This is a genomic window from Acidovorax sp. LjRoot204, assembly GCF_056175785.1.
Window position 1 is genome coordinate 16839 of record NZ_JBGFFF010000005.1, and the last position, 22749, is coordinate 39587.

At 67.2% G+C, this 22749-nt stretch carries 19 protein-coding genes; 10 read left to right on the forward strand and 9 right to left on the reverse strand.

Annotated features, from left to right (window positions below; translation table 11 throughout):
- Nucleotides 1–78 precede the first annotated feature (78 nt).
- Nucleotides 79–1056 carry a Bug family tripartite tricarboxylate transporter substrate binding protein gene (locus tag AC04MI_RS01945; RefSeq protein WP_436078247.1) on the forward strand — a complete coding sequence of 326 codons (978 nt, stop codon included), beginning with the start codon at nucleotides 79–81 and terminating at the stop codon, nucleotides 1054–1056.
- 85 nt (nucleotides 1057–1141) lie between these two features.
- Here the strand turns inward: AC04MI_RS01945 and AC04MI_RS01950 are convergent, their stop codons facing one another.
- The 3 genes from AC04MI_RS01950 to AC04MI_RS01960 all read right to left on the reverse strand — a co-directional run bounded on the left by AC04MI_RS01950 (nucleotide 1142) and on the right by AC04MI_RS01960 (nucleotide 3938).
- The gene (locus AC04MI_RS01950; RefSeq protein ID WP_260666044.1) at nucleotides 1142–1555 is read right to left on the reverse strand and encodes a VOC family protein; all 414 of its coding nucleotides are present in this window, start codon (nucleotides 1553–1555) and stop codon (nucleotides 1142–1144) included.
- Nucleotides 1556–1684: 129 nt separating this feature from the next.
- Complete coding sequence (locus AC04MI_RS01955; protein ID WP_436078248.1) at nucleotides 1685–2707, reverse strand: zinc-binding alcohol dehydrogenase family protein; 1023 nt, start codon at nucleotides 2705–2707, stop codon at nucleotides 1685–1687.
- 73 nt (nucleotides 2708–2780) lie between these two features.
- Nucleotides 2781–3938: an alkene reductase gene (locus AC04MI_RS01960; protein ID WP_436078249.1), complete on the reverse strand. Its 1158-nt coding sequence runs from the start codon at nucleotides 3936–3938 to the stop codon at nucleotides 2781–2783.
- Nucleotides 3939–4114: 176 nt separating this feature from the next.
- Between AC04MI_RS01960 and AC04MI_RS01965 the strand changes: the two genes are divergently transcribed.
- The 4 genes from AC04MI_RS01965 to AC04MI_RS01980 all read left to right on the forward strand — a co-directional run bounded on the left by AC04MI_RS01965 (nucleotide 4115) and on the right by AC04MI_RS01980 (nucleotide 8541).
- Nucleotides 4115–5032 carry a LysR family transcriptional regulator gene (locus tag AC04MI_RS01965; RefSeq protein ID WP_436078250.1) on the forward strand — a complete coding sequence of 306 codons (918 nt, stop codon included), beginning with the start codon at nucleotides 4115–4117 and terminating at the stop codon, nucleotides 5030–5032.
- A gap of 253 nt (nucleotides 5033–5285) precedes the next feature.
- Nucleotides 5286–6449, forward strand: coding sequence for an iron-containing alcohol dehydrogenase (locus AC04MI_RS01970; protein ID WP_436078251.1), 1164 nt, complete (start codon nucleotides 5286–5288; stop codon nucleotides 6447–6449).
- 174 nt (nucleotides 6450–6623) lie between these two features.
- Nucleotides 6624–7715, forward strand: a complete 1092-nt coding sequence (locus AC04MI_RS01975) for an alpha/beta hydrolase family protein (RefSeq protein WP_436078252.1) — start codon at nucleotides 6624–6626, stop codon at nucleotides 7713–7715.
- A 145-nt stretch (nucleotides 7716–7860) separates the two neighbouring features.
- Entirely contained in the window at nucleotides 7861–8541 is a 681-nt protein-coding gene (locus AC04MI_RS01980; protein WP_288852382.1) for a type 1 glutamine amidotransferase domain-containing protein, read from the forward strand.
- Nucleotides 8542–8687: 146 nt separating this feature from the next.
- On the opposite strand, the gene AC04MI_RS01985 is transcribed toward AC04MI_RS01980, so the two are convergent.
- Nucleotides 8688–10808 carry a molybdopterin-containing oxidoreductase family protein gene (locus AC04MI_RS01985; protein ID WP_436078253.1) on the reverse strand — a complete coding sequence of 707 codons (2121 nt, stop codon included), beginning with the start codon at nucleotides 10806–10808 and terminating at the stop codon, nucleotides 8688–8690.
- Nucleotides 10809–10945: 137 nt separating this feature from the next.
- Here AC04MI_RS01985 and AC04MI_RS01990 point away from each other — a divergent pair, with 137 nt between their 5' ends.
- The gene (locus AC04MI_RS01990) at nucleotides 10946–12094 is read left to right on the forward strand and encodes an ABC transporter substrate-binding protein (RefSeq protein ID WP_395457778.1); all 1149 of its coding nucleotides are present in this window, start codon (nucleotides 10946–10948) and stop codon (nucleotides 12092–12094) included.
- Nucleotides 12095–12142: 48 nt separating this feature from the next.
- Here the strand turns inward: AC04MI_RS01990 and argE are convergent, their stop codons facing one another.
- Complete coding sequence (argE, locus tag AC04MI_RS01995; protein ID WP_056745734.1) at nucleotides 12143–13300, reverse strand: acetylornithine deacetylase; 1158 nt, start codon at nucleotides 13298–13300, stop codon at nucleotides 12143–12145.
- A 76-nt stretch (nucleotides 13301–13376) separates the two neighbouring features.
- Here argE and AC04MI_RS02000 point away from each other — a divergent pair, with 76 nt between their 5' ends.
- From AC04MI_RS02000 to AC04MI_RS02015, 4 genes are all read left to right on the forward strand, one after another.
- Nucleotides 13377–14588: a M20 aminoacylase family protein gene (locus tag AC04MI_RS02000; RefSeq protein WP_056745732.1), complete on the forward strand. Its 1212-nt coding sequence runs from the start codon at nucleotides 13377–13379 to the stop codon at nucleotides 14586–14588.
- Nucleotides 14589–14689: 101 nt separating this feature from the next.
- Nucleotides 14690–15787 carry a M14 family metallopeptidase gene (locus AC04MI_RS02005; RefSeq protein ID WP_436078254.1) on the forward strand — a complete coding sequence of 366 codons (1098 nt, stop codon included), beginning with the start codon at nucleotides 14690–14692 and terminating at the stop codon, nucleotides 15785–15787.
- A 157-nt stretch (nucleotides 15788–15944) separates the two neighbouring features.
- Entirely contained in the window at nucleotides 15945–16919 is a 975-nt protein-coding gene (locus tag AC04MI_RS02010) for a helix-turn-helix transcriptional regulator (RefSeq protein ID WP_436078255.1), read from the forward strand.
- A 185-nt stretch (nucleotides 16920–17104) separates the two neighbouring features.
- Nucleotides 17105–18745, forward strand: a complete 1641-nt coding sequence (locus AC04MI_RS02015; protein WP_436078256.1) for a tannase/feruloyl esterase family alpha/beta hydrolase — start codon at nucleotides 17105–17107, stop codon at nucleotides 18743–18745.
- A gap of 60 nt (nucleotides 18746–18805) precedes the next feature.
- On the opposite strand, the gene AC04MI_RS02020 is transcribed toward AC04MI_RS02015, so the two are convergent.
- The 4 genes from AC04MI_RS02020 to AC04MI_RS02035 form a co-directional block, all read right to left on the reverse strand.
- Nucleotides 18806–19972 (reverse strand): mandelate racemase/muconate lactonizing enzyme family protein, encoded by a 1167-nt coding sequence (locus AC04MI_RS02020; RefSeq protein WP_436078257.1) that lies wholly within the window; start codon nucleotides 19970–19972, stop codon nucleotides 18806–18808.
- Between the two features lie 52 nt (nucleotides 19973–20024).
- Nucleotides 20025–20723, reverse strand: a complete 699-nt coding sequence (locus AC04MI_RS02025) for an SDR family NAD(P)-dependent oxidoreductase (RefSeq protein WP_436078258.1) — start codon at nucleotides 20721–20723, stop codon at nucleotides 20025–20027.
- Nucleotides 20713–21675 carry a Bug family tripartite tricarboxylate transporter substrate binding protein gene (locus tag AC04MI_RS02030; protein ID WP_395457789.1) on the reverse strand — a complete coding sequence of 321 codons (963 nt, stop codon included), beginning with the start codon at nucleotides 21673–21675 and terminating at the stop codon, nucleotides 20713–20715. Before AC04MI_RS02030 ends, AC04MI_RS02025 begins: the two co-directional genes overlap by 11 nt.
- 81 nt (nucleotides 21676–21756) lie before the next feature.
- Complete coding sequence (locus AC04MI_RS02035; RefSeq protein WP_056745719.1) at nucleotides 21757–22695, reverse strand: dihydrodipicolinate synthase family protein; 939 nt, start codon at nucleotides 22693–22695, stop codon at nucleotides 21757–21759.
- Between the last annotated feature and the right edge of the window lie 54 nt (nucleotides 22696–22749).

Genomic DNA, 22749 nt, shown 5'->3' on the forward strand with positions numbered 1-22749 from the left:
TTGAATAAAAACGGCTGCATGCGCTAGAGGAACATGCGCTTGCAGCTATTAAATTCATAGTATCAAGGAGACAACCCCATGCAACGCCGTACCCTCTTGTCCGCCCTGGCCGCCGCAGGCGCTACTACCGCCGCGCCCTGGGCCGCCGCCCAGTCCGCCTGGCCCGACCAGCCCCTGCGCTGGGTGGTGCCGTACCCCGCCGGTGGCGGCACCGACGTGCTGGCCCGCACCGTGGCCGAGGCCATGCGCCAGACGCTGGGCCAGCAGATCGTGGTGGACAACCGCCCGGGCGCCTCCACCAACATCGGCGGCCAGATGGTGGCCACCGCCAAGCCCGACGGCAACACCTTCATGTCGGCCGACAACGCCATCCTGGCCTACAACGAACACCTGTTCACCAAGCTGCCGTTCAACCCCGAAAAGGACTTCACCTATGTGGGCGGCATCAGCCGCTTTCCGCTGGCGCTGGTGGTGCACCCGGCGTTTGAAGCCAAGACGGTGAAAGAGTTTCTGGCCTACGCGCGCGCCAACCCCGGCAAGCTCAACTACGCATCGCCCGGCAATGGTTCGCCACACCACCTGGCGATGGAGATGTTCAAGAACCGCACCAAGACCTTCCTCACCCACATCCCCTACCGCGGCGCGGCGCCTGCGCTGCAGGACGTGATGGGCGGCCAGGTGCCCTGCATGTTCCTGGACCTGGCCGCTGGCCTTCCCGTCATCACCTCGGGCAAGGTGCGTGCGCTGGCCATTGGCTCGGCCAAGCGCGTGGCCGCGCTGCCGGACGTGCCCACCTTGGCAGAAGCCGGTGTGCCCAACACGGAGGTGTTTGCGTTCCAGGGCATCCTGGCGCCCGCCGGTCTGCCCGCTGCGATCACGGCGCGCCTGAACGGCGACCTGAACAAGGCCCTGCTCAACCCCGCCGTGGTCAAGCGCATGGCCGACTTCGGCATGGAAGCCCTGCCCGGCACGTCCGAGCAGTTCCGCGCCATGGCACGCTCCGAGTCCAAGCGCTGGGGCGAGATCATCAAAGCGGCAGGCGTGAAGCTGGACTGATCCCGCAGCACTTCGGTGCACGGGACAGTGCACTGGGCGGCCTGGCCTTGACAGGCCTCACCAGTCCTCAGCGGTGCAGGCCCGTCTACTCCGGCAGGTGGCACACCGCTTCGATGTTGTTGCCTTCCGGGTCGATGACAAACGCGCCGTAATAGTGGGGGTGGTAGTCGGGCCGCAGGCCCGGGGCGCCGTTGTCTTGGCCCCCGGCTTCGATGGCGGCGCGGTAGAAGGCATCGACCTGCGCCCGCGTGGTGGCCCGCCACGCCAGGTGGCAGCCCGTGGTGGCGGGCGGGCCGCCGTAGGGCGAGGGGCCGTCGATGAACCACACATCCGCCTTCTTGCCGTCGTGCTCAGACGGAGCCGGGTAGGCATAGCCCAGCATGTTCGAGCCGTAGTTGCCTTCAAAACACAGGCTGTAGCCCAAAGGCGCGAGGGCAGCGGTGTAGAACGCCTTGGTGCGGGCGATGTCGGTGACACGGAAGGTCATGTGGTCCAGCATGGGAGGTCTCCTCGGGTTGTGGTGCCCTGATTTATACCTGAAAGACTGTTTATAAATACAGTATTTTTCAGTCCGACACACAATCTGCCGCGCGGGTGGTGCTACGCCCCCTGCATGGCCCGCAGTTCTTCAGGCCCACCCCTCCAGCACCAGCTTGCCCCGCGCCTTGCCGCTCTCGATCAGCGCATGCGCGCGTTTCAAATTCTCGGCATTGATGGTGCCAAAGCGCTGGTCCAGCGTGGTGCGAATCAGCCCCGCATCCACCAACTGAGCCACCTCGGTCAGCAGGCGGTGCTGGCCGATCATGTCGGCGGTGCCGAACAGTGCGCGGGTGAACATCAGCTCCCAGTGCAGCGACACCGACTTGCGCTTGAACTTCGTCACGTCGAGCGACACCGGGTCGTCGATCAGCGCGAACTGGCCTTGGGGCGCAATGGCCTCGACGATCTGGTCGAAGTGTGCGTCGGTCTGCGTGAGGCTGACGATGATGTCCACCATGGGGTGGCCGATGCGCGCCAGCTCTTGCGTGAGCGGCTGGCTGTGGTCGATGACGTGGTGGGCGCCCAGGTCGCGCACCCATTGCTGCGTTTCGGGACGCGATGCGGTGCCGATGATCGTGAGGCTGGTGAGCCGCGCCGCCAGCTGCGTGAGGATGGAGCCCACGCCGCCGCTCGCGCCAATGATGAGCAGGGTCTTGTGGGTGGGTTGCTTGCCGGGGGCTACGCCCAGGCGGTCAAACAGCAGCTCCCACGCGGTGATGGTGGTCAGCGGCAGCGCGGCGGCTTCGGCAAAGTCGAGCGATTGGGGTGCATGGCCCACGATGCGTTCATCCACCAGGTGCAGTTCGCTGTTGGTGCCCTGGCGTGCGATGGAGCCCGCGTACCAGACGCGGTCGCCGGGCTGGAACAGCGTCACATCGGGGCCCACGGCGCGGACGATGCCGCTGGCGTCCCAGCCCAGCACCTTGTAGTCGGGCCCGTCGCCGCTGCGTGAGCTGCTTTTGCGCACTTTCGTGTCCACGGGGTTGACCGAAACGGCGTGCACTTCCACCAGCAGATCGCGGCCCGTGGCCACCGGGTCGGGCAGGGTGATGTCGAGCAGCGACTCGGGGTGGTCGATGGGGTGGGCGGTTTGGTAGCCAACGGATTTCATGATGGGTCCTTGAGGTGCAAAGGGCGTTGAGGCGGGGGATATGCGGAGTCCGGAAGGGCGCGTGGTGCCGTTTTCAGGCCACTTCAGCCGCGCCAGCCCGGGCCTTGGGCGCAGCCAGCGCATGGGCCGGTGCGTAGTCGCTGTAGCCATGTGCGTCGCCGCCAAACAGCGTGGCCGCATCGAACGGTGCCAGTGGCAGCCCGGCGGCATAGCGCGAAGGCAGATCGGGGTTGGCAATGAACGGGCGGCCAAACGCCACCAGGTCGGCCATGCCGGACGCGAGGATCTGTTGCGCGCGTTCGGGTGTGTACTGGCCCGCCACCATCACACGGCCGCTGAAGGCGGTGCGTAGAGCCTGGCGGAATTCATCTGGAATGCGGGGGGCGTCGTCCCAGTCGGCCTCTGCCAGGTGGATGTAGGCCAGGCCCAGCGTGTCCAGCTCGCGCGCCAGGTGCAGGATGGTGGGGATGATCTCCGGGCAGTCCATGCCGCGCTGCGTGATGAACGGGGCCAGGCGCATGCCCGTGCGTTCGGCGCCGGCCTCGCTGGCCACTGCAGCGGCCACTTCGCGGGCGAAGCGGGTGCGGTTTTCCACCGGGCCGCCATAGGCGTCGGTGCGGTGGTTGGAGGTCGTGCGCAGAAACTGGTCAAGGAGGTAGCCATTGGCGCCGTGGATCTCCACGCCGTCGAACCCTGCGCGCATGGCGTTGGCGGCGGCACGGCGGAAGTCGTCCACCACGCCAGGAATCTCGGCGGCCTCCAGCGCGCGGGGCACGGGGCAGTCGAGCATGCGGCCCACGCCGTCTTCGCCTGCCACCCATACCCGTGCCGCCGGGGCCAGGGCCGAGGGCGCCACGGGCAGCCCATCGGCATGGAAGCTGGCGTGCGACATGCGGCCCACGTGCCACAGCTGCAGCACCATGCGCCCGCCCGCGGCGTGCACCGCTTCGGTCACGCGGCGCCAGCCTTGCACCTGCGCCTCGCTGTAGATGCCGGGCGTGAAACTGTAGCCCTGGCCTTGGCGTGACACCTGGCTGGCCTCGCTGACGATGAGGCCCGCACTGGCGCGCTGGGCGTAGTAGTCGGCCATGAGCGCGTTGGGCACGTCGCCTGGCTGGTTGCTGCGGGCGCGCGTCATGGGCGCCATCACGATGCGGTGGGGCAGTGCCAGCGGCCCCATCTGCAGGGGGCGGAACAGGGCGGGTGTGGCGGTGTGTGGGGTGGTGGTCATGGCAGGGGCTCGGGTCGGCGGCAGGCCGGTGTGGAACATGAAGTGAATGGTGAGCTTTCTGTAATACTTTTTAAATAAGCAGTTGATTGAAGGAATATTCAAAGAAAATTTGAATATCAGCCGCCTGGTGGTGTCGTTCCATTGCCGTCGTCTTCCCTTCCCCATCCACCCTCGCCATGAAAAGCCTGCAAGACCTCGACATCTTTGTGCGCACCGTGGACAGCGGCAGCCTTTCGGCCACGGCCCGTGCACTGGACCTCACCCCCGCCGCCGCGAGCGCCGCGCTCAAGCGGCTGGAGGCCGAGCTGGGCGTGGCGCTGTTCGTGCGCTCCACGCGCAGCCTGCGGCTCACGCAGGAGGGCGCGCTGTTCCTGGAGCACTGCCGCCCCGCACTCGCCGCGCTGCAGCAGGTGCAGGGCCAGCTCGCCAGCGGCCGGGCGGGCGAGCTGCGTGGCCTGCTGCAACTGGCGGCCCCGTCCGACCTGGGGCGCAATGTGCTGCTGCCCTGGCTGGATGCCTTCCAGGCGCTGCACCCCGGCATCGACATCCGCCTGCAGCTGTCGGACCGCATGGCCAATGTCTACGGCGAACCGGTGGATGCCGCCTTCCGCTACGGCAAGCCGCAGGATTCGAGCCTGGTGGCGCTGCCGCTGGTCGCCGAACACCGGCGCGTGCTCTGCGCCGCCCCCTCCTACCTGGCCGCGCACGGCACGCCCGATACGCCCCACGCCTTGGCTGCGCACGATGGCCTGTGCTTCATGCTGGGCGAGGACGTGCACGACCGCTGGCGCTTCTGGGACGCGTTGGGCCAGGAAGTGGTGGTGCGCGTGCGCAGCCGGAACGTGGCCAACGATGGCGACGCGGTGCGCCGCTGGGCCGTGCTGGGCCGGGGCATTGCGTACAAGTCGTACTTTGATGTGGCCGACGACCTGGCCGCCGGGCGCCTGGTGCCGCTGTGCCCCGGCTGGACCACCGAGGCCGTGCCGCTCTTCCTGGTGGCCCCCAGCCGCCGCCAGTTCACGCCGCTGGTGCGGGCGCTGCGCGACTTCATGGCCGAGCGGCTGCAGGCGCTGATGGAGCGGACGCCGCACTGAGTGCCTGTTGACGACACCCGCTGGATCGTCAACACGCTCCCAGCGCTAGCGGCAGTCGCATGCGCAGCGCCCGACCTGCTGCATGAGGCTCTGCTGGCGGCAGGGCTATCGCACGCGCGACCGGCACCGGGACCCGGTGCGCCGCACAATCGCGCCCTTGCTGTCGCTACCCAGGGCGGCGCGCCCCCTGCGCCCACCCGCGCGGCCGGGCTCCTGGTGATGCAGCGACGGCCTTTGACGGAGAAAGACCAACATGCTGAATTTCGACTTCCACAACCCCACCCACATCGCCTTCGGCCAGGGCCGCATTGCTGACCTGGCCAAGCTCGTGCCCGCTGCCGCCAAGGTGCTGATCCTGGTGGGCGGTGCCAGCGCCGAAAAGACCGGCACCCTGGCTGAGGTGCGCGCCGCGCTGGGCGAGCGCCAGCACGCCACCTTCAGCGGCATCGAGCCCAACCCGAGCTACGAGACCTCCATGAAGGCCGTGGCGCAGATCCGCGAAGGCGGGTTTGACTTCTTGCTGGCCTTGGGGGGCGGTTCGGTGATCGACGCCACCAAGTTCATCGCGGCCGCTGTCCGTTTTGAAGGCGATGACCCCTGGGCCATCCTCGAAAAGCACGGCCGCAACGTCAAGGGCGCCATGCCGTTTGGTTCCGTGCTCACGCTGCCCGCCACGGGCTCGGAGATGAACAACGGCGGCGTCATCACCCACCGCGCCAAGGGCGCCAAGCTGTCGTTTGGCAGCGTGCACACCTACCCGGTGTTCTCGGTGCTCGACCCCACCAAGACCTACACCCTGCCACCCCAGCAACTGGCCAATGGCGTGGTGGATGCGTTTGTGCACACGGTCGAGCAGTACCTGACCTACCCGGTCAATGCACCCGTGCAGGACCGGTTTGCAGAAGGCATCCTGCAGACGCTGATCGAGATCGGCCCGCGCCTGCTGACCGCCCCCGAGCCGGTGTACGACGACCGCGCCAACCTGATGTGGGCCGCCACCATGGCGCTCAACGGCCTGATCGGCGCGGGCGTGCCGCAGGACTGGGCCACGCACATGATCGGCCACGAGCTGACGGCGCTGCACGGCATCGACCACGCGCGCACCCTGGCCATCGTGCTGCCCGCGCTGCTGAACGAGCGCCGGGTGGCCAAGCGCGCCAAGCTGCTGCAGTACGGCGAGCGCGTGTGGGGCATCACCACCGGCAGCGAGGACGAACGCATCACCGCCGCCATCGAGCGCACGCGCGATTTCTTTGAGAGCATGGGCATCGCGACGCGCCTGTCGGGCTACGGCCTGGGCAGCGAGGTGGTGAACACCGTGGTGGCGCAGCTGGAAGCGCACGGCATGGTGACGCTGGGCGAACAGCGCGAGATCACCCCGGCTGTGAGCCGCCGCATCCTCGAAGCGGCGCTGTAAATGGTGGTGGGCGGGGAGGGCGGGGTCCCAGGCCCTCTCTCCTGATCGCCCCGCCTGCGCTGCATTTCGCGCCGCGCAGCAGCGTTTCGTCGCAGGGCGCTGGAGCCCGCCCCTTGCGCCGCCTACAGTGCCGTCAAGCCACCTCCTTGGGTGGCATTTGACGAAAGGCGCACCGTGACCCTCATCCTCATCCTGGCCCTCCGCTCCGCGTGGCGCAAAGCCCGTGCCCCGCTGCTGGCAGCTTTTGTGGCAATGCTGGCCTGGGCCGCGCCGGCATCGGCCCAGTACGCCGGCCTGCGCACCCTGGTGGTACCGGGCGCAGAGCCCGTGACCGTGGCGCTGTTCTACCCCACGCCGGTGGTGGCGCGCACCCAGCCCATGGGGCCCTGGCGGCCCGTGGTCACGCCGGGCGCCCCGGCGGCAACCGCGCCCCTCAAGGGCCTGATCCTCATCTCGCACGGCACGGGCGGCCATGAACTGGGGCACCACAACCTGGCCACGCGCCTGGCGGCCGACGGCTATCTGGTGGCGGCGTTGCGCCACCCGGGCGACAACTGGGAAGACCGGTCGATGATTACCTCGGGCCGCTACTTCAGCGAGCGCCCCCGCCAAGTGAGCCGCGTGCTGGACGCGCTGCTGGCCAGCCCCGAATGGGGCCCCCGCATTCCGGCCGGGCGCATTGGTGCCGTTGGGCATTCGGCAGGTGGCTACACCGTGCTGGCCCTGGCCGGTGCGCAGGCCGAACCGGCCCGTGCGGCACAGCACTGCCGCAGTGTGTCGGACGACCCCGGCTTTTGCAGCCTGGGCAAGCTGCCCGCCCGTGGCCAGACCGCCCAGACTTCCAAGGAGGCACCTGCGGCCGCCACTGCGGCGTCCACACAGGCCGGCGCCCCCGCGCTCGATGGCCCGCTGGTCTCGGTGGCAGACCCCCGCATCCGCGCCGTGGTGGCCATGGCGCCCATGGCTGTGGTGTTCACGCCAGACAGCCTGAAGGCCATCAGCGTGCCCGTGCGGCTGATGGTGGCCGAGCGCGATGCCGTGCTTGTGGGCCCCTACCACGGCGGCTATGTGGCAGCGAATTTGCCGTCTGCACAGGCCAGTACGGTGCCGGGTGCAGGCCACTTCGCCTTCATGGCCCAGTCTGTCTGGCCGCTGGCGTCCGAGGCGGGAGACGCCGCCGCCAACCCCGAAGGCTTTGACCGGGTGGCCTACCACGCCACGCTGGAGAACGAGGTGGCGGAGTTCCTGGCTAGGCAGCTGCGTTGACAGGTTGAGGGCCCGCAGGTGCTGTAGCGCCGTGCTGTAAGCCAATGCCGCAAACCGGCCTGCATGGCGGGACAACGGGCCCGATGGCTGGTACGGTGATGATTTGGTTTTTCCGATCAACCCCCCCACACCGAAAGCGACTTCCATGGCACACATCCTCATGGTTCTGACGTCCCACGACCAACTGGGCGACACCGGCAAAAAGACGGGCTTCTGGCTGGAAGAGTTTGCGGCACCGTACTACGTGTTCAAGGATGCAGGCGTGCAGATCACGCTCGCATCGCCCCAGGGCGGCCAGCCGCCCCTGGACCCCAAAAGCGACGACGAAAGCGCCCAGACCGATGCCACGCGCCGCTTCAAGGCCGATGCTTCAGCGAAGCAGCAGCTGGCCAGCACCGTGCCCCTGTCCAGCGTGAAGGCCGAGGACTTTGATGCCGTGTTCTACCCCGGCGGCCACGGCCCGCTGTGGGACCTGGCGGAAGACGCGCAGTCCATTGCCCTCATCGAAAAGACCTTTGCCGCAGGCAAGCCCCTGGCGCTGGTGTGCCACGCACCCGGCGTGCTGCGGCACACCAAGGCGCCCGACGGGTCGCCCCTGGTCAAGGGCAAGAAGGTCACGGGGTTTACCAACAGCGAAGAAGACGCGGTGCAGTTGACCCAGATCGTGCCCTTCCTGGTGGAAGACATGCTCAAGGCCAACGGCGGCGTGTATTCCAAAGGCCCTGACTGGGCACCCTATGTGCTGACCGACGGCACGCTGATCACGGGGCAGAATCCGGCATCGTCAGAGCAGGGCGCCCATGCGTTGCTGAAGCTGTTGGGGTAAGGGGCCGCGAAGGAACCCTGCAAAGCCGCAGATCCTGCGCAGAACGGGTGTTTGCGCAGATTAAGGGTAAAAATGGCTGCAAGCGCTAGTGGATATTGCGCAAACAGCTATTGAATAAATAGCAAACCCAGCATCTCAAGCTGCGCTCAGGCCGTGGTGCCGACGCGGGCCCCGGCATCCATGCCGGCATCGGCGGCGCCTGTGGCCTCCACTTCCACCAGACAGTCATAAAACGTGGGCGCGCGGCCCAGGTCGGTCAGCGCCTGGCTGGTCACCTCGTTCACGTTGGTGCCATTCAGCCCCAGCTTGCGCCACCAGATGCCCAGGCCGTTGACCACGCCCGGCCGCGCGCGGCGCGAGACGGTGGCGTGGCACAGGTAGCTGCCCCGGTCGTTGAACACGCGCACCACGGCGTCGTTGGCAATGCCACGTGCTTCGGCATCGTCGGGGTGGATCTCCAGCACCGGGCGGCCTTCGATGTTGCGCAGGCTCTGCACATTCACGAAGGTGGAGTTCAAGAAGTTGCGCGCGGGCGGCGAGATCATGGCCAGCGGGTAGCGGGCGTCCGTGCCCTGCAGTTCGTAGTTGGGCAGGTGGTCGGGCAGGCCGTCCAGGCCCTGGGCGGCCAGGCGGGCGCTGTAGAACTCGCACTTTCCAGAGGGTGATGGGAAGTTGCCTTCGGCGAACGGCGCATCGGGCAGCGCCAGCGTGGCAAAGCCTTGGCTTTCGAGCAGTGCGTAGTCCACTGCGTCGCCAAACGCCTGGCGGCACAGGGCCTCGTCGCTCTCGGCAAAACAGGGCTCGGCAAAGCCCATGCGCGCCGCCAAGTCGCGGAAGATCTGTGCGTTGCTGCGCGCCTGGCCCTGCGGCGCGATGGCGGGGCGGTTGAGCAGCACGTCGGTGTGGCCGTAGCTCAGGTGGATGTCCCAGTGCTCCAGCTGCGTGGTGGCGGGCAGGATGTAGTCGGCGTAGTCGGCCGTGTCGGTCTTGAAGTGCTCCAGCACCACGGTGAACAGGTCCTCGCGCGCAAAGCCCTGCACCACCTTGCTGGAGTCAGGCGCCACGGCCACGGGATTGCTGTTGTAGACCACGACGGCCTCCACCTTCGGGCCGAACGCGGGCGAGGCCTCGCGCAGCAGGTCGTCGCCAATGGTGGACATGTTGATGGTGCGCGGTATCTGGGCCGGCATCAGGTCGGGTCGCTGCAGCACGGCGCGCTGCGCGGGGAACTGGCCCGAGCTGGACAGCAGCACGCCGCCCGCGCGGTGGCGCCAGGCGCCCGTGAGCGCAGGCAGGCAGGCCACGGCGCGCACCGCATTGCCGCCGCCACGCACACGCTGCATGCCGTAGTTCAGGCGGATGGCGGCGGGCTTCGTCGTGCCGTAGTCCTGGGCCAGCTGGCGGATCTGCTCCACCGGAATGCCGCACACCTTGGCCGCGCGTTCGGGTGGCCACTGCAGTGCGCGCTCGCGCAGCGGGTCCCAGCCCAGCGTGTGGCGGGCGATGTAGTCGTGGTCCAGCCAGTCGTTCGCGATCAGCTCGTGCATCAGCGCCAGTGCCAGCGCCGCGTCGGTGCCGGGGCGCAGGGCAATGTGCTCGTGGCATTTGTCGGCCGTCTCGCTCTTGCGGGGGTCAATGCACACCAGCTTGGCGCCATTGCGCTTGGCCTGCTGGGCATAGCGCCAGAAGTGCAGGTTGCTGCCGATGGAGTTGCTGCCCCAGATGATGATGAGCTGCGATTCGGCAAAAAACTCCACCTTCATGCCCACCTTGCCGCCCAGGGTCTGCACCAAGGCCTCGGCCCCGGCGGATGCGCAGATGGTGCGGTCCAGCTGCGAAGCGCCCAGCTTGTGGAAGAAGCGCCGGTCCATGCTCTCGCCCTGCACCATGCCCATGGTGCCCGCGTAGCTGTAGGGCAGGATGGCTTCGGGCGCGCGCGCGGCGATGGTCTGCAGGCGCTGGGCGATGTCGGCCAGGGCCTCGTCCCAGGTCACGGGCACGAACTGGCCGGCGCCCTTGGCGCCCGTGCGCTTGAGCGGCGTGAGCACGCGCTCGGGGTGGTAGCTGCGCTCGGTGTACTTGCTCACCTTGGCGCACAGCGCGCCATCGGTGTGGCGGTGGTCGGGGTTGCCCTGCACGCGGGTGGCCACGCCATGCTCGTCCACGGTGGTGAGCAGGGCGCAGGTGTCGGGGCAGTCGTGGGGGCAGGCGCCGCGCACCTGAATCAGTGCCGATGGAGGGGAATTAGCGTCAGAAGGCGTGGGCATTCGGGGGCTGGATCGTTAAACTGGCTGTCAGGGTTGGAACGGGCGTGCATATGGGTCCCCCGTTTCCAAGGGGCTGCCTACCGGCAGTGCAGAGGGGCATGCCCCTTCTTTCTTCTTACAAGAGCAGAGATTTCACCATGAACCAGACAGTATTGGGGCGCAGGCAGTTTTCGGTGGGCATGGGCGCCGTGGCGCTGGGCGGGTTCGGCGTGGCGCGTGCGCAGGGCGAGGGGCGCATCGTGCTGGGGCAGTCGGCCGCCTTCACCGGCCCGGCGGCGCAGCTGGGCGTGCAGTTCAACCAGGGTGCCAAGCTCTTTTTTGACCAGCTCAACGCCCAGGGCGGCGTGGGCAAGCGCATGGTGGAGATCCGCACCATGGACGACGGCTATGAGCCCGACCGGTGCGCCGAGAACACCCGCAAGCTGATTGCCGACGAGGTGTTTGCCCTGTTTGGCTACATCGGCACTCCCACCAGCCTGGCGGCACTGCCGCTGTTCACCAAGGAGAAGGTGCCGTTTTTTGGCCCCTTTACCGGTGCCGAGGCGCTGCGCCAGCCGTTCAACCGGCTGATCTTTCATGTGCGTGCGTCCTACTACGACGAAACCGCGCTCATCGTGCGCCAGCTCACCAACCTGGGGCTCAAGAAGATTGCGGTGTTCTACCAGAACGACGCCTATGGCAAGGCGGGGCTCGATGGCGTGAACCGCGCGCTGGCCGAGCTGAAGCTGACACCCGTGGCGACGGCCACCGTGGAGCGCAACTCCACGGATGTGAAAGCGGCCGTGGACAAGCTGGTGCCCGCCACGCCCGATGCCGTGGTGCAGATCACGGCCTACGCGTCGGCTGCCGCGTTTGTGCGTGCGGCGCGCAAGGCGGGCTTTGGCGGCACGTTCTACAACGTGTCGTTTGTGGGCACCCAGGCGCTGGCCGACGAGCTGGGCAAGGACGGTGCGGGTGTGGTGGTGTCGCAGGTGGTGCCCTCGCCCTACCAGCCCTCGCGCCAGATCACCCGCGAGTTTCTGGAAGCCATCAAGAAGGGCGGCGACAAGGTGCAGCCCAACTACTCCAGCATGGAAGGCTATCTGGCTGCACGCGTGTTCGCCGAGGGCCTGCGCCAGGCCCAGGCCGGCGGAAAGATCACGCGCGAGAGCTTCATCACGGGCACCGAGTCCATCGGCAACCAGGTGATCTCGGGCTTTCCAGTGTCGTTCAGTGGCACCAGCCACGCAGCCTCGAAGTTTGTCGAGATGTCGATGCTGACCGGGGACGGCCGGGTCAGGACCTGATCCCGAACGGGGGGCGGGCGCGCGCCGGCCCCCGCCGCTCCAAAGCGATCAGCCCAGCGTGCGCGTGCGCGCCAGCCCCTGCATGAACGCCTCGCAGCGTCCCAGCTGCTCCAGGCTCACGTACTCGTCGGGCTGGTGGGCCTGCTGGATGCTGCCGGGGCCACACACCACGGTGGAGATGCCCGCGTTCTTGAACAGCCCCGCTTCGGTGCCAAAGGCCACCAGGGTGGTGCCTTTTTCGCCCGACAGCTCTTGCGCCAGGCGCGTCACCGGGTCGTCCTTGCTGCCCAGGAAGCTCGGGATTTCGCAGATGGTCTCGAACTCGAAACCCGCTGCAGGCGCCACCTTCTTCATGGCGGGCTCCAGCGATTTGGCGTAGGCCACCACCTCGGACTGCATCTGCGCGGCGTTGGCCGTGGGCAGGTCGCGGAACTCGTAGCGGAACTCGGCGTCGCGCGGCACCACGTTGTCGGCAATGCCGCCGTGGAACTGGCCCACGCTGCTGGTCGAGAACGGCACGTCAAAGCCCTCAAAGCGGGGCTCGTTCTTTTCAAAGTCTTCCGCCATGTCGCGCACCCGGCCCACCACGCGGGCGGCCATCTCGATGGCGTTGACCGAATGCGGCGTGAGGGACGAATGCGCCTCCTTGCCACGCACGCAGCACTTGTAGCGGTACACGCCCTTGTGTGCGATGGCGGGGATCATGCTGGTGGGCTCGCCCACGATGCAGGCCAGGGGCTTGATGTTCGCGTCGCGCAGGTCGGCGATGAGTTCCTTCACGCCAAAGCAGCCGATCTCCTCTTCGTAGCTGAATGCCAGATGGACCGCAAAAGGCGCGTCGCTGTTCAGGAACTGCTCTGCGTGCGACACGGCAATGCCAATGAAGGCCTTCATGTCGGCACTGCCGCGCCCGTACAGGTTACCGTCCTTGACCAGGGCACTCAGTGGGTCCATGGTCCAGTCCTGTCCATCCCACGGCACCGTGTCGGTATGGCCCGAAAGGATCACGCCCGCCGGCTTGCCCTCGCCCAGGGTGGCGAACAGGTTGGCCTTGGTCTTGTCGTCGTTGAAGGTCAGGCGGCTTTTCACGCCCAGCTTGGCCAGGTGGTCGCGGATGAAATGGATCAGCTCCAGATTGGAGTTATGGCTGACGGTGTTCATGCGCACCAGGGTTTGCGCAAGTTCGAGGGCGTGGGCAGAAATCATGGGTGGCTAGCGAATAACCCGGGTTGGCACGTGTGTTGCTGTCGGGCTAGACTGTGAGATCGTAAGGACACATATCATGAACGTTATTGACTCCATCGTCACCCAGGCGGCCAGTATTGCAGCGGTGCGCCGGGACATTCACGCCCACCCCGAACTGTGCTTCGAAGAGGTGCGCACCGCCGACGTGGTGGCGCAAAAGCTCACGGAGTGGGGCATTCCCATCCACCGGGGTATGGGCAAAACGGGCGTGGTGGGCATCGTCAAGGGGCGCGACGGTGGCGCCAGTGGCCGCGCGATTGGCCTGCGCGCCGACATGGACGCACTGCCCATGCAGGAGTTCAACACCTTCGCCCACGCCAGCAAACACCAGGGCAAGATGCACGCTTGCGGCCACGACGGCCATGTGGCCATGCTGCTGGCGGCGGCCCAGCACTTTGCCAAGCACCGCAATTTCGACGGCACCGTGTACCTGATCTTCCAGCCCGCCGAAGAGGGCGGCGGCGGTGCCCGCGTGATGATCGAGGACGGCCTGTTCGAGCAGTTCCCCATGGAGGCCGTGTACGGCATGCACAACTGGCCCGGCATGCCGGTGGGCACCTTTGCCGTGAGCCCCGGCCCGGTGATGGCATCGACCAGCGAGTTCAAGATCACCCTGCGTGGCAAGGGCGGCCATGCGGCGCTGCCGCACACCGGCATCGACCCGGTGCCGATTGCCTGCGGCATGGTGCAGTCCTTCCAGACCATCATCAGCCGCAACAAGAAGCCCGTGGACGCTGGCGTGATCTCGGTCACCATGATCCACGCGGGTGAGGCCACCAACGTGATTCCCGACAGCGTCGAGCTGCAGGGCACGGTGCGCACCTTCACCACCGAAGTGACGGACCTCATTGAAAAGCGCATGCGCCAGATCGCCGAGAACCACTGCGCTGCGCACGATGCCACCTGCGAGTTCGAGTTCGTGCGCAACTACCCGCCCACTGTCAACTCGCCCGTCGAGGCCGAATTTGCCCGCAAGGTCATGACTGGCATCGTGGGGGAAGAGCGTGTGGTGGTTCAGGAGCCCACCATGGGCGCTGAAGACTTTGCCTACATGCTGCAGGCCAAGCCCGGTGCGTACTGCTTCATTGCCAACGGCGACGGCGCCCACCGCGAGATGGGCCACGGCGGCGGACCCTGCATGCTGCACAACCCCAGCTATGACTTCAACGATGACCTGATCCCGCTGGGCGCGACCTACTGGGTCAAGCTGGCCGAGGAATGGCTGGCCCAGCCCGCCAAAGCGGCCTGAAGCAGCTTGGCGCGCCGTTGATCCTCCTCCACCCGGGCGTGCGCAGCGCGCGTGCCCGGGTTTTCTTTTTGTCTTCCCACTGACTCCTGAAAGCCCTGCCCATGACCGGAATCGTTGAAGCCTTCTCGCCCAGCTACGCCCAGGCGCGCACAAAGTTTCTGGAGGCCGCCGCAGCCGCCGGCCTGTCCATCGAATCGCACGCCCACCCGCTCAAGGGCCGCGATGGCGAAGACCTGGCCATGGACGTGGTGCGCGACGGCCCGGCCGATGCCAACAAGCTGCTCATCGTGAGCAGCGCCTGCCACGGCGTCGAGGGCTACTGCGGCAGCGGCGTGCAGGTGTTTGCGCTGCACGATGCCGAGTGGCGCGCCAAGGCGCGCGATGCCGGTGTGGCCACGCTCTACATCCACGCGCTCAACCCGTATGGCTTCTCGCACGTGCGCCGCTTCACACACGAGAACGTGGACCTGAACCGCAACTTCCAGGACTTCAGCAAGCCCCTGCCCGTGAACACGGCCTACCGCGAGGTGCAGCCCCTGCTGCTGCCCGAGCAGTGGCCACCAGGCCCTGAGAACCAGGCAGCGGTGGCGGAGTACATCGCCACCAAGGGCGAGGCCGCGTGGCAGGCCGCCATCTCGCAAGGGCAGCACGAGTTTCCGCAGGGCGTGTTCTTTGGCGGCACCGAGCCCACCTGGAGCAACCGCACGCTGCGCCAGGTGCTGCGCCAGCACGGTGCGGGCGCGTCGAAGATCGCCTGGATCGACCTGCACACGGGCCTGGGCCCCAGCGGCCATGGCGAGCGCATCTACGCGGGCAATGACAACGCCGTGGCCGTGGCCCGGGCGCGCGCCTGGTGGGACGGCGGCGGCGCCACGCCGGTCACGTCGATCTACGACGGCTCGTCCACCTCGGCCTTCCTCACCGGCCTGATGTGGACCTCGATCTACGACGAGTGCCCCCATGCCGAATACACCGGCATTGCCATGGAGTACGGCACCGTGCCCGTGCTCGACGTGATGAACGCCATCCGTGCCGAGCAATGGCTCCAACTGCACCCCGAAACTCCGGCTGACAAGGCTGCCCAGATCAAGGCGCAAATGCTGGCGGCCTTCTACACCGACACGGACGCGTGGAAGGGCCAGATCATCAGCCAGGCACGGCAGTCGATGTTCCAGGCAGTGGACGGGTTGACGGCCTGATTTTGTGTTCCAGAGGCCTCAGGCGCTAGTGTCATATGCCTGAGATGCTATCAATAGGGTAGTGGGTGCGCAGGGGTTTGGCGGGTAGTACGGGTTCAGGAGCGTTGGGGTTGCCACCGTGGGGCGGCTACCATCGCCCCAAAAACCAGGAGACACCATGGCCTCTGACCCTCTGCGCGCGCTGAGCCGCAGCCTGCTCCGGCTGTCGGAGCAAGCCCAGCAGGTGGCCCCGCAGGACTTGCTGCACCAGGCCATGCTGACCTTGCAGGGGCTGGTGCCTTTTGATTCCGCCTGGTGGGGCGAGGTCTCGGCGGGCGATGTGCAGGTGGCACCCCGCAACTGGCTGCACGGCAGCATTGGCCTGAGCCGCAGCTTTGCGCAGGAGTGGAATGCGCTGGCGGCGGTGGACCTGTTTGGGCTGCAGTCCATGCAGCAGCTGGGGGTGGTGATCCGTGAGCGTGACGTGGTGGGCCCGTTACCCGAGCACCCGGAGGTGGCCGCCTTCAGCCAGCGCCACGGCCTGTACCACTGCATGGCCCTCACGGCCGAGTTGCCCCACAGCGGGCTCATGTTTTTTGTCTCCATCTACCGCCCGCCAACGCGGCCGGAATTCTCGGACGGAGAGACCGTGCTGTTCGGCGAATTCGTTCTGCACCTGCTGCAGCAATGGCACCACCGTCTGCAGCGCCTGCAAAGCGACACGCCCGGCCGCCCCTGGGACAGCTTTGCCCTGGCCCGGCCGTCGGGCGAACTGCTGTTTGCCGGGCTGCGCATCAGTCGGGCGTTGGGCGAGGCCAGCCCCGGCTGGCACGGCACCCACCTGCCGCCGGTGGTGGCGCAGGCGCTGGCGGGCGCGCCCTGCACCCTGTCGGTGGGCAAGGCCTGCCGCCTGCGCTTGGAGCCCTGCGGGCCACTGGTGGCCGTGAGCCTGGCGTCGCGCCAGCACAAGCAAGCCCTGGCACCGCGCGAGTTGAGTGCCGCCATGCTGTACGCCCAGGGCCGCTCGCACAAGGACATTGCGGCCACGCTGGGCCTCACGCCCGCCACGGTGCGCACCTACCTGCGCACGGCCTATGCCGCGCTGGGCGTGAGCAACAAGCTGGAGCTGGTGGCCGCGCTGCGCCACCAGTAGCGATCGGCGGCGGGGCGCCACACGCGAGTTTGCAGGGCTCGGTAGTTTCCCGCTCCCTCTGCATTTGCAGAGGCTGCAACCGCGCCGCCTTTTCCTATCGTCCGCACCGGAGTCCAGTCGCTGGTGCCGGTCATGCCGCCGCCGCGCTGGGCTCCTGAAGAACCGCCATAACAGGAGACCCTTGCATGTTCCCGAACCCCCACCCCTTCGCCGTGGCGCCCCGACGCCACCCTCACCCCCTGGCACGCGCAGGGCGATGGACCACTGCCTGCACCCTGGGTGCCGTGGCAGCCCTGGCCCTGACCGCCTGCGGCGGCGGCAGCGACGCCAATCCCCCGCTGGCCAGCAAGCCCCTGGCTGAGGCCTGCGCCGCCTACGCATCCACCGCCTTGCCCCATGGCGCCAAGGTCACCCGTACCGAGCTGCGCAAGGCCGAGGGTACGTTGCCCGACGTGTGCATCGTGCGTGGGCAGATCGTCTCGTCGCCCGAGTCCACCATCAACTGGGCGGTGGAGCTGCCCACGCTGGCCCAGTGGAACGGCAAGACGCTGACCATTGGTGGTGGCGGCTTTGACGGCTTCATCCCCACCGACGACCCGTGGTACCAGCAGCTGGTGGGCCCGTCGGCCAACCCGTACGTGAAGATCAGCTCCGACTCCGGCCACCAGATCCGCGGCTTTGCCTGGGGCAAGAGCGACGTGGCGCTGCGCAACCACGCGTTCGACGCCAACCATTTCGTGCTGGAGGTGGGTACCATGATCGCCACCGAGTTCTATGGCAAGCGCCCCGTGCGGCGCTACCACATGGGCCATTCCAACGGCGGTCGGTCGGGGCTCATCTCCACTCAGAAGTACCCCAAGGACTACGACGGCGTGGTGGCCATGGAGCCCGCCATCAGCCAGCAGGCGCACCAGGTCAACCTGGGGCCCACGGTGCTGCGTCACATCTTCAAGAGCCGCGACAACTGGATGAGCCCCGCCAAGATCGCGCTGTATGCCAAGGCCGAGGTGGCGGCGTGTGATGGCCTCGATGGCCTGAAGGACGGCATCATCGGCAACATCGAGGCGTGCAACTACGTGCCTACCGAGCTGCTGTGCCAGGGTGCGGACAACGACAGCTGCCTCACGGCCGGCCAGATCGAATCCATCCGCCTCATCTACAGCGACCACAAGACACCCGTGACCCTGTCGCGCGGTGCCGTGGGCTACCCGCGCTATGGCCGGGGCGGGGCGTCCACGTCGGACTGGCAGTCGTACATGTTCGGCACCAGCTTTGACGCGCCCGATTCGTTCAACCACATGGCTGTGACGGAAGCCGCGCGCCTGGTGGAGGGCAACCCCAACGCCAACATCCTGAGCCACGACCCCACGCAGTACCAGGCGCAGTACGCGCGGCTGGCCGAGATGATCGATGGCACGGACCCCGACATCTCCGCCTTTGCCGACAACGGCGGCAAGCTGCTGATCTGGTACGGCCTGGGCGACACCTGCGTGTCGCTGTACCGCACGGCAGACTACTTCGACACGGTCAAGCAGCGCCTGGGCGCCAGCAAGGTGCAGGGCTTTGCGCGCATGGTCACCTCGCCCTCCAACGGGCATGACCTGGACGGCGCGGGCACCGAGCCGCGCTCCATCGACCTGCTCGCCGCCATGGACGCCTGGGTGGAAAAGGGCGCGGCGCCTGACAAGCTGGTCGCCACGAAGTTCGCCCCCGGCACCAGCACCCCCGTGGCGCAGCGCCCGGTGTGCGAGTACCCCAAGTTCCCGCGCTACAACGGCACGGGCGATCCGGCCAAGGCCGAGAGCTTTACCTGCTCTGCGACCTGAACGCGGTGCTGGATGCAAAAAGGCACGCCCCTGGGCGTGCCTTTTTTTTGTGTCCAGTCGTCAGGATGCCAGCGCGCGCATCTCTGCGATCAGGTCCGACTTGCCTTCGAAGCCGATGCCCGGCAGCGGCGGCAGCGTGACGTAGCCGTTCTCGACCTTCACGCCATCGGGGAAGCCACCGTAGGGCTGGAACAGATCAGGGTAGCTCTCGTTGCCGCCCAGGCCCAGGCCTGCCGCGATCGCCAGCGACATCTGGTGGCCCCCGTGTGGAATGCAGCGGCTGGGAGACCAGCCGTATTCCTTGAGCATGTCGAGCGTGCGCAGGTACTCCACCAGGCCGTAGCTCAGCGCGCAGTCAAACTGCAGCCAGTCGCGGTCCTTGTGCATGCCGCCGTGGCGGATCAGGTTGCGCGCGTCCTGCATCGAGAACAGGTTCTCGCCCGTGGCCATGGGGCCCTTGTAAACCTCGCCCAGCTTCGCCTGCAGCTCGTAGTCCAGCGGGTCGCCGGCTTCTTCGTACCAGAACAGCGGGTACTGCGACAGGGCCTTGCCGTAGTCGATGGCGGTCTTCAGGTCGAAGCGGCCGTTGGCGTCCACTGCCAGTTGCTGGCCCGGGCCCAGGATCTTGAGCACTGACTCGATGCGCTCGCAGTCTTCGGCCAGCGTGGCCCCGCCGATCTTCATCTTGACCACCGAGTAGCCGCGCTCCAGGTAGCTTTCCATTTCCTTCTTGAGGCCGTCCAAGCCTTTGCCGGGGTAGTAGTAGCCCCCGGCGGCGTAGACAAACACGCGCGGGTTGGGCGTGCCGTTGCCGTAGCGCTCGGCCAGCAACTGGAACAGCGGCTTGCCCGCAATCTTGGCCGTGGCGTCCCACACGGCCATGTCGATGGTGCCCACGGCCACCGAGCGCTCGCCGTGGCCGCCGGGTTTTTCGTTGATCATCATGCGGGCCCAGACCTTGTGCGGGTCCAGGTTCTCGCCCGTCTCGTCCAGCAGGCTGGCCGGCTCAGCCTCCAGCACGCGGGGGATGAATCGGTCGCGCATCAGCGCGCCCTGGCCGTAGCGGCCGTTGGAGTTGAAGCCGTAGCCGATCACCGGCTTGCCATCGCGGATCACGTCGGTGACCACGGCCACGAGGCTCAGCGTCATCTTCGAGAAGTCGATGTAGGCATTGCGGATGTCCGACTTGATGGGACGGGTCGATTCGAGGATGTTGACGATCTTCATGGTGGTCGCGTTCGTTGGCAAAGAGGGAAAGGTGCGGGATCAAAAGGAAAGATCAGCGGGCGAGCGAAGAGCCCCCGCAGATCGCGATGTCCTGCCCCGTGATGGCGGCGGCAGATTCAGACAGAAGAAAGCCCACCAGTGCGGCAATCTCGGCAGGCTCGATCAGGCGGCCGATGGGCGGCAGGCGCGGTGCACTGCCCTGGCGGGCGGGGTCGTTCAGCATGCCGGTGGCGGTGGCTGCGGGCGAGACGACATTCACCGTCACGCCCTGCGCGGCCACCTCGGCGGCCCAGCTGCGCGCCAGTGCAATCAGCGCGGCCTTGGTCGCGGCGTACTGACCGCGCCCGGCCATGCCCTGCGCCACGCGGCTGCCAATGAACACCACGCGCCCCTGGCCGCGCTGGGCCATGCCGGGCACGATGGCATCGGCCAGCCGGGTGGCGGCATCCACATGCAGGCGCCACATCAGCTCGCCGCCCGCATGGTCGAGTTGGCCCAGCGGCCCCACGCGCAGCACGCCGGCCGCATGGACCAGTGCGTCCACGTCGGGCAGTGCAGCGGCCACGCGGGCGATGTCTGCGCCATCGGCCAGGTTGACCGGTGTATGGGTGAACGAGGGGTGAACGACCGTCGCCTGGGCCACATCCAGGCCCGTCACGCGCCAGCCGCCGGCCAGCAGCGACTCGGCGATGCTGCGGCCTATGCCGCTGCTGCTGCCAGTGACGATGGCGTGGTGGGCATTACTCGACACGGATGTTCCCTTCGGTGACGATCTTCTGCGAGCGCTCCATGTCGCTGCGCTGGAACTTCGCAAAATCCTCCACGCTGCCCGGTGTGGTCAGCAGCCCTTGCTCCTTGAGTTTGGGCGTCATCTCGGCCAGGGCCTTGTTCACCTCGGTGTTCAGCCGCTGGGTGATGTCCGCCGGCAGCTTGGCCGGTCCCCACAGGCCATACCAGCTGTAGAACTCGTAGCCCGGAATCGTCTCGCCCACCGTGGGCACGTCGGGCAAGCTCGCTGCGCGCTGGGCGGAGGTGACGGCCACCACGCGCAGCATGCCGCTCTTGTGGTACTGCAGAGACCCCAGGATGGGGTCGATGAACCCGTCGATCTGCCCGCCGATCAGGTCCTGGAACGCAGGCGCCGTGCCCTTGTAGGGCACGATCAGGTAGTCGAGGTTGCCTGCGCGCTTGAGCAGTTCGGTCGAGAGGTGCCCGGCCGACCCGATGGAGCCCACGGCGAAGGTCATCTTGCCGGGGTTGGCTTTGGCGTAGGCCATCAGCGACTTGATGTCGGTGACCGGCAGGTTCTTGTTGATGGCCACCGACAGCGGGGCCTTGGCCACCAGCGCCACAGGCGTGAAGTCCTTGACCACGCCGTAGGGAACGGACTTCATGGTCATGGGCGCCGTGGTGAAGGTGGATGCGTTGAACAGCAGCGTGTAGCCGTCGGCCGGGGCCTTGGCCACCACGTCGCCGCCAATCACGCCGTTGCCGCCCGCCTTGTTCTCGACGATGAAGTTCTGGCCCATCTGGTCGCCCAGCTTTTGCGCGAGCATGCGGCCCACGGTGTCGAGCGTGCCGCCTGGCGGAAAGGGGATGACCATCCGGATGGGCTTGGCGGGGTAAGCCTGCGCAAAGCTGCTGGCCGCCATCGCGAGCGTGGCTACACCCAGGGCGGCGCGGATGAAAAGGTGGCGTTGCATGGTGTCTTGTCTCCTTGTCGGTTTTCTTGTGTGCAATGAGGCGCGGGGGACTCAAAATCCCCCGAGCCTTGCAGGGACCGCTCAGCGCTTGAGCAGGCCGGCCTGCTTCACCGCAGCGCGCAGCGCTTCGACTTCCTTGGCGTTGGGCGCCTCGGTCGGTGGGCGCACGGTGGCGTCGTCGATCACGCCTGCCAGGTACATGCCACCCTTCATGCGGGCGTGGGCCTCGCCAGTGGGCTCGCCGCCGCCGTACACCGCGTCTTTCAGGGGCGTGATGACAGCCTGCACCGCCATGGCTTTCTTCAAGTCGCCGGCCTTCACCGCATTCCACAGATCGATGATGAGCTGGGGGATGAAGGTCGCAAAACCCACCAGCGCGCCGTCCACGCCCTGCACCATCGAGGCCAGCAGGTACTCGTCGTGGCAGGTCAGGATGGCCTTGGACGCGTCGGCCTCGCGGATCGCCTGGATGTCGCGGGCGTACTTGTTCATGTCGCGCTGGCCCACCTTGAAGGCCTGCAGGTAGGGCAGCCGGGCCAGGTCGGCCAGCAGCTGCGACGAGTACGAGGCACGCGTCCAGGCCGGGTAGACGTGGCAAACCAGATCGGCGTTGGGCGCCGCCTTGTGGATGGCCTCGAAGTACTGCAGTGCATGGCCGGGCGTGAAGCCAAAGCGCAGCCAGTGGTGCGGGGGCATCACGTCCAGCGCCACGGCACCAGCCTCGACGGCAGCGCGGGCATGGTCGGCCGCGTCGGCCAGGCCTTCGCAGACGATGGACGAAATGACAGGCATGCGCCCCTTGAGTTCGTCGGCCACGATGCGGGTGACCTCGGCGCGTTCAGCCGGTGTGAGGGAGAACACCTCGCCGGTGTGGCCGTTGGTCATGACGGCCACCACGCCCTCGTGGCCCGCCAGCCAGGCGGCGAGCTTGCGCAGCGCGGGCTCGTCGATGCGGTGGTCGGGGGTGAAGGGGCACGAGATGGCGGGGATGATCCCGCGATAATTCGAGATGGCAGGCATGCTTTCTTGTCTCCGTTGGAAAAGCTGGTGAACAACGGGGTGGATCATTCCGCG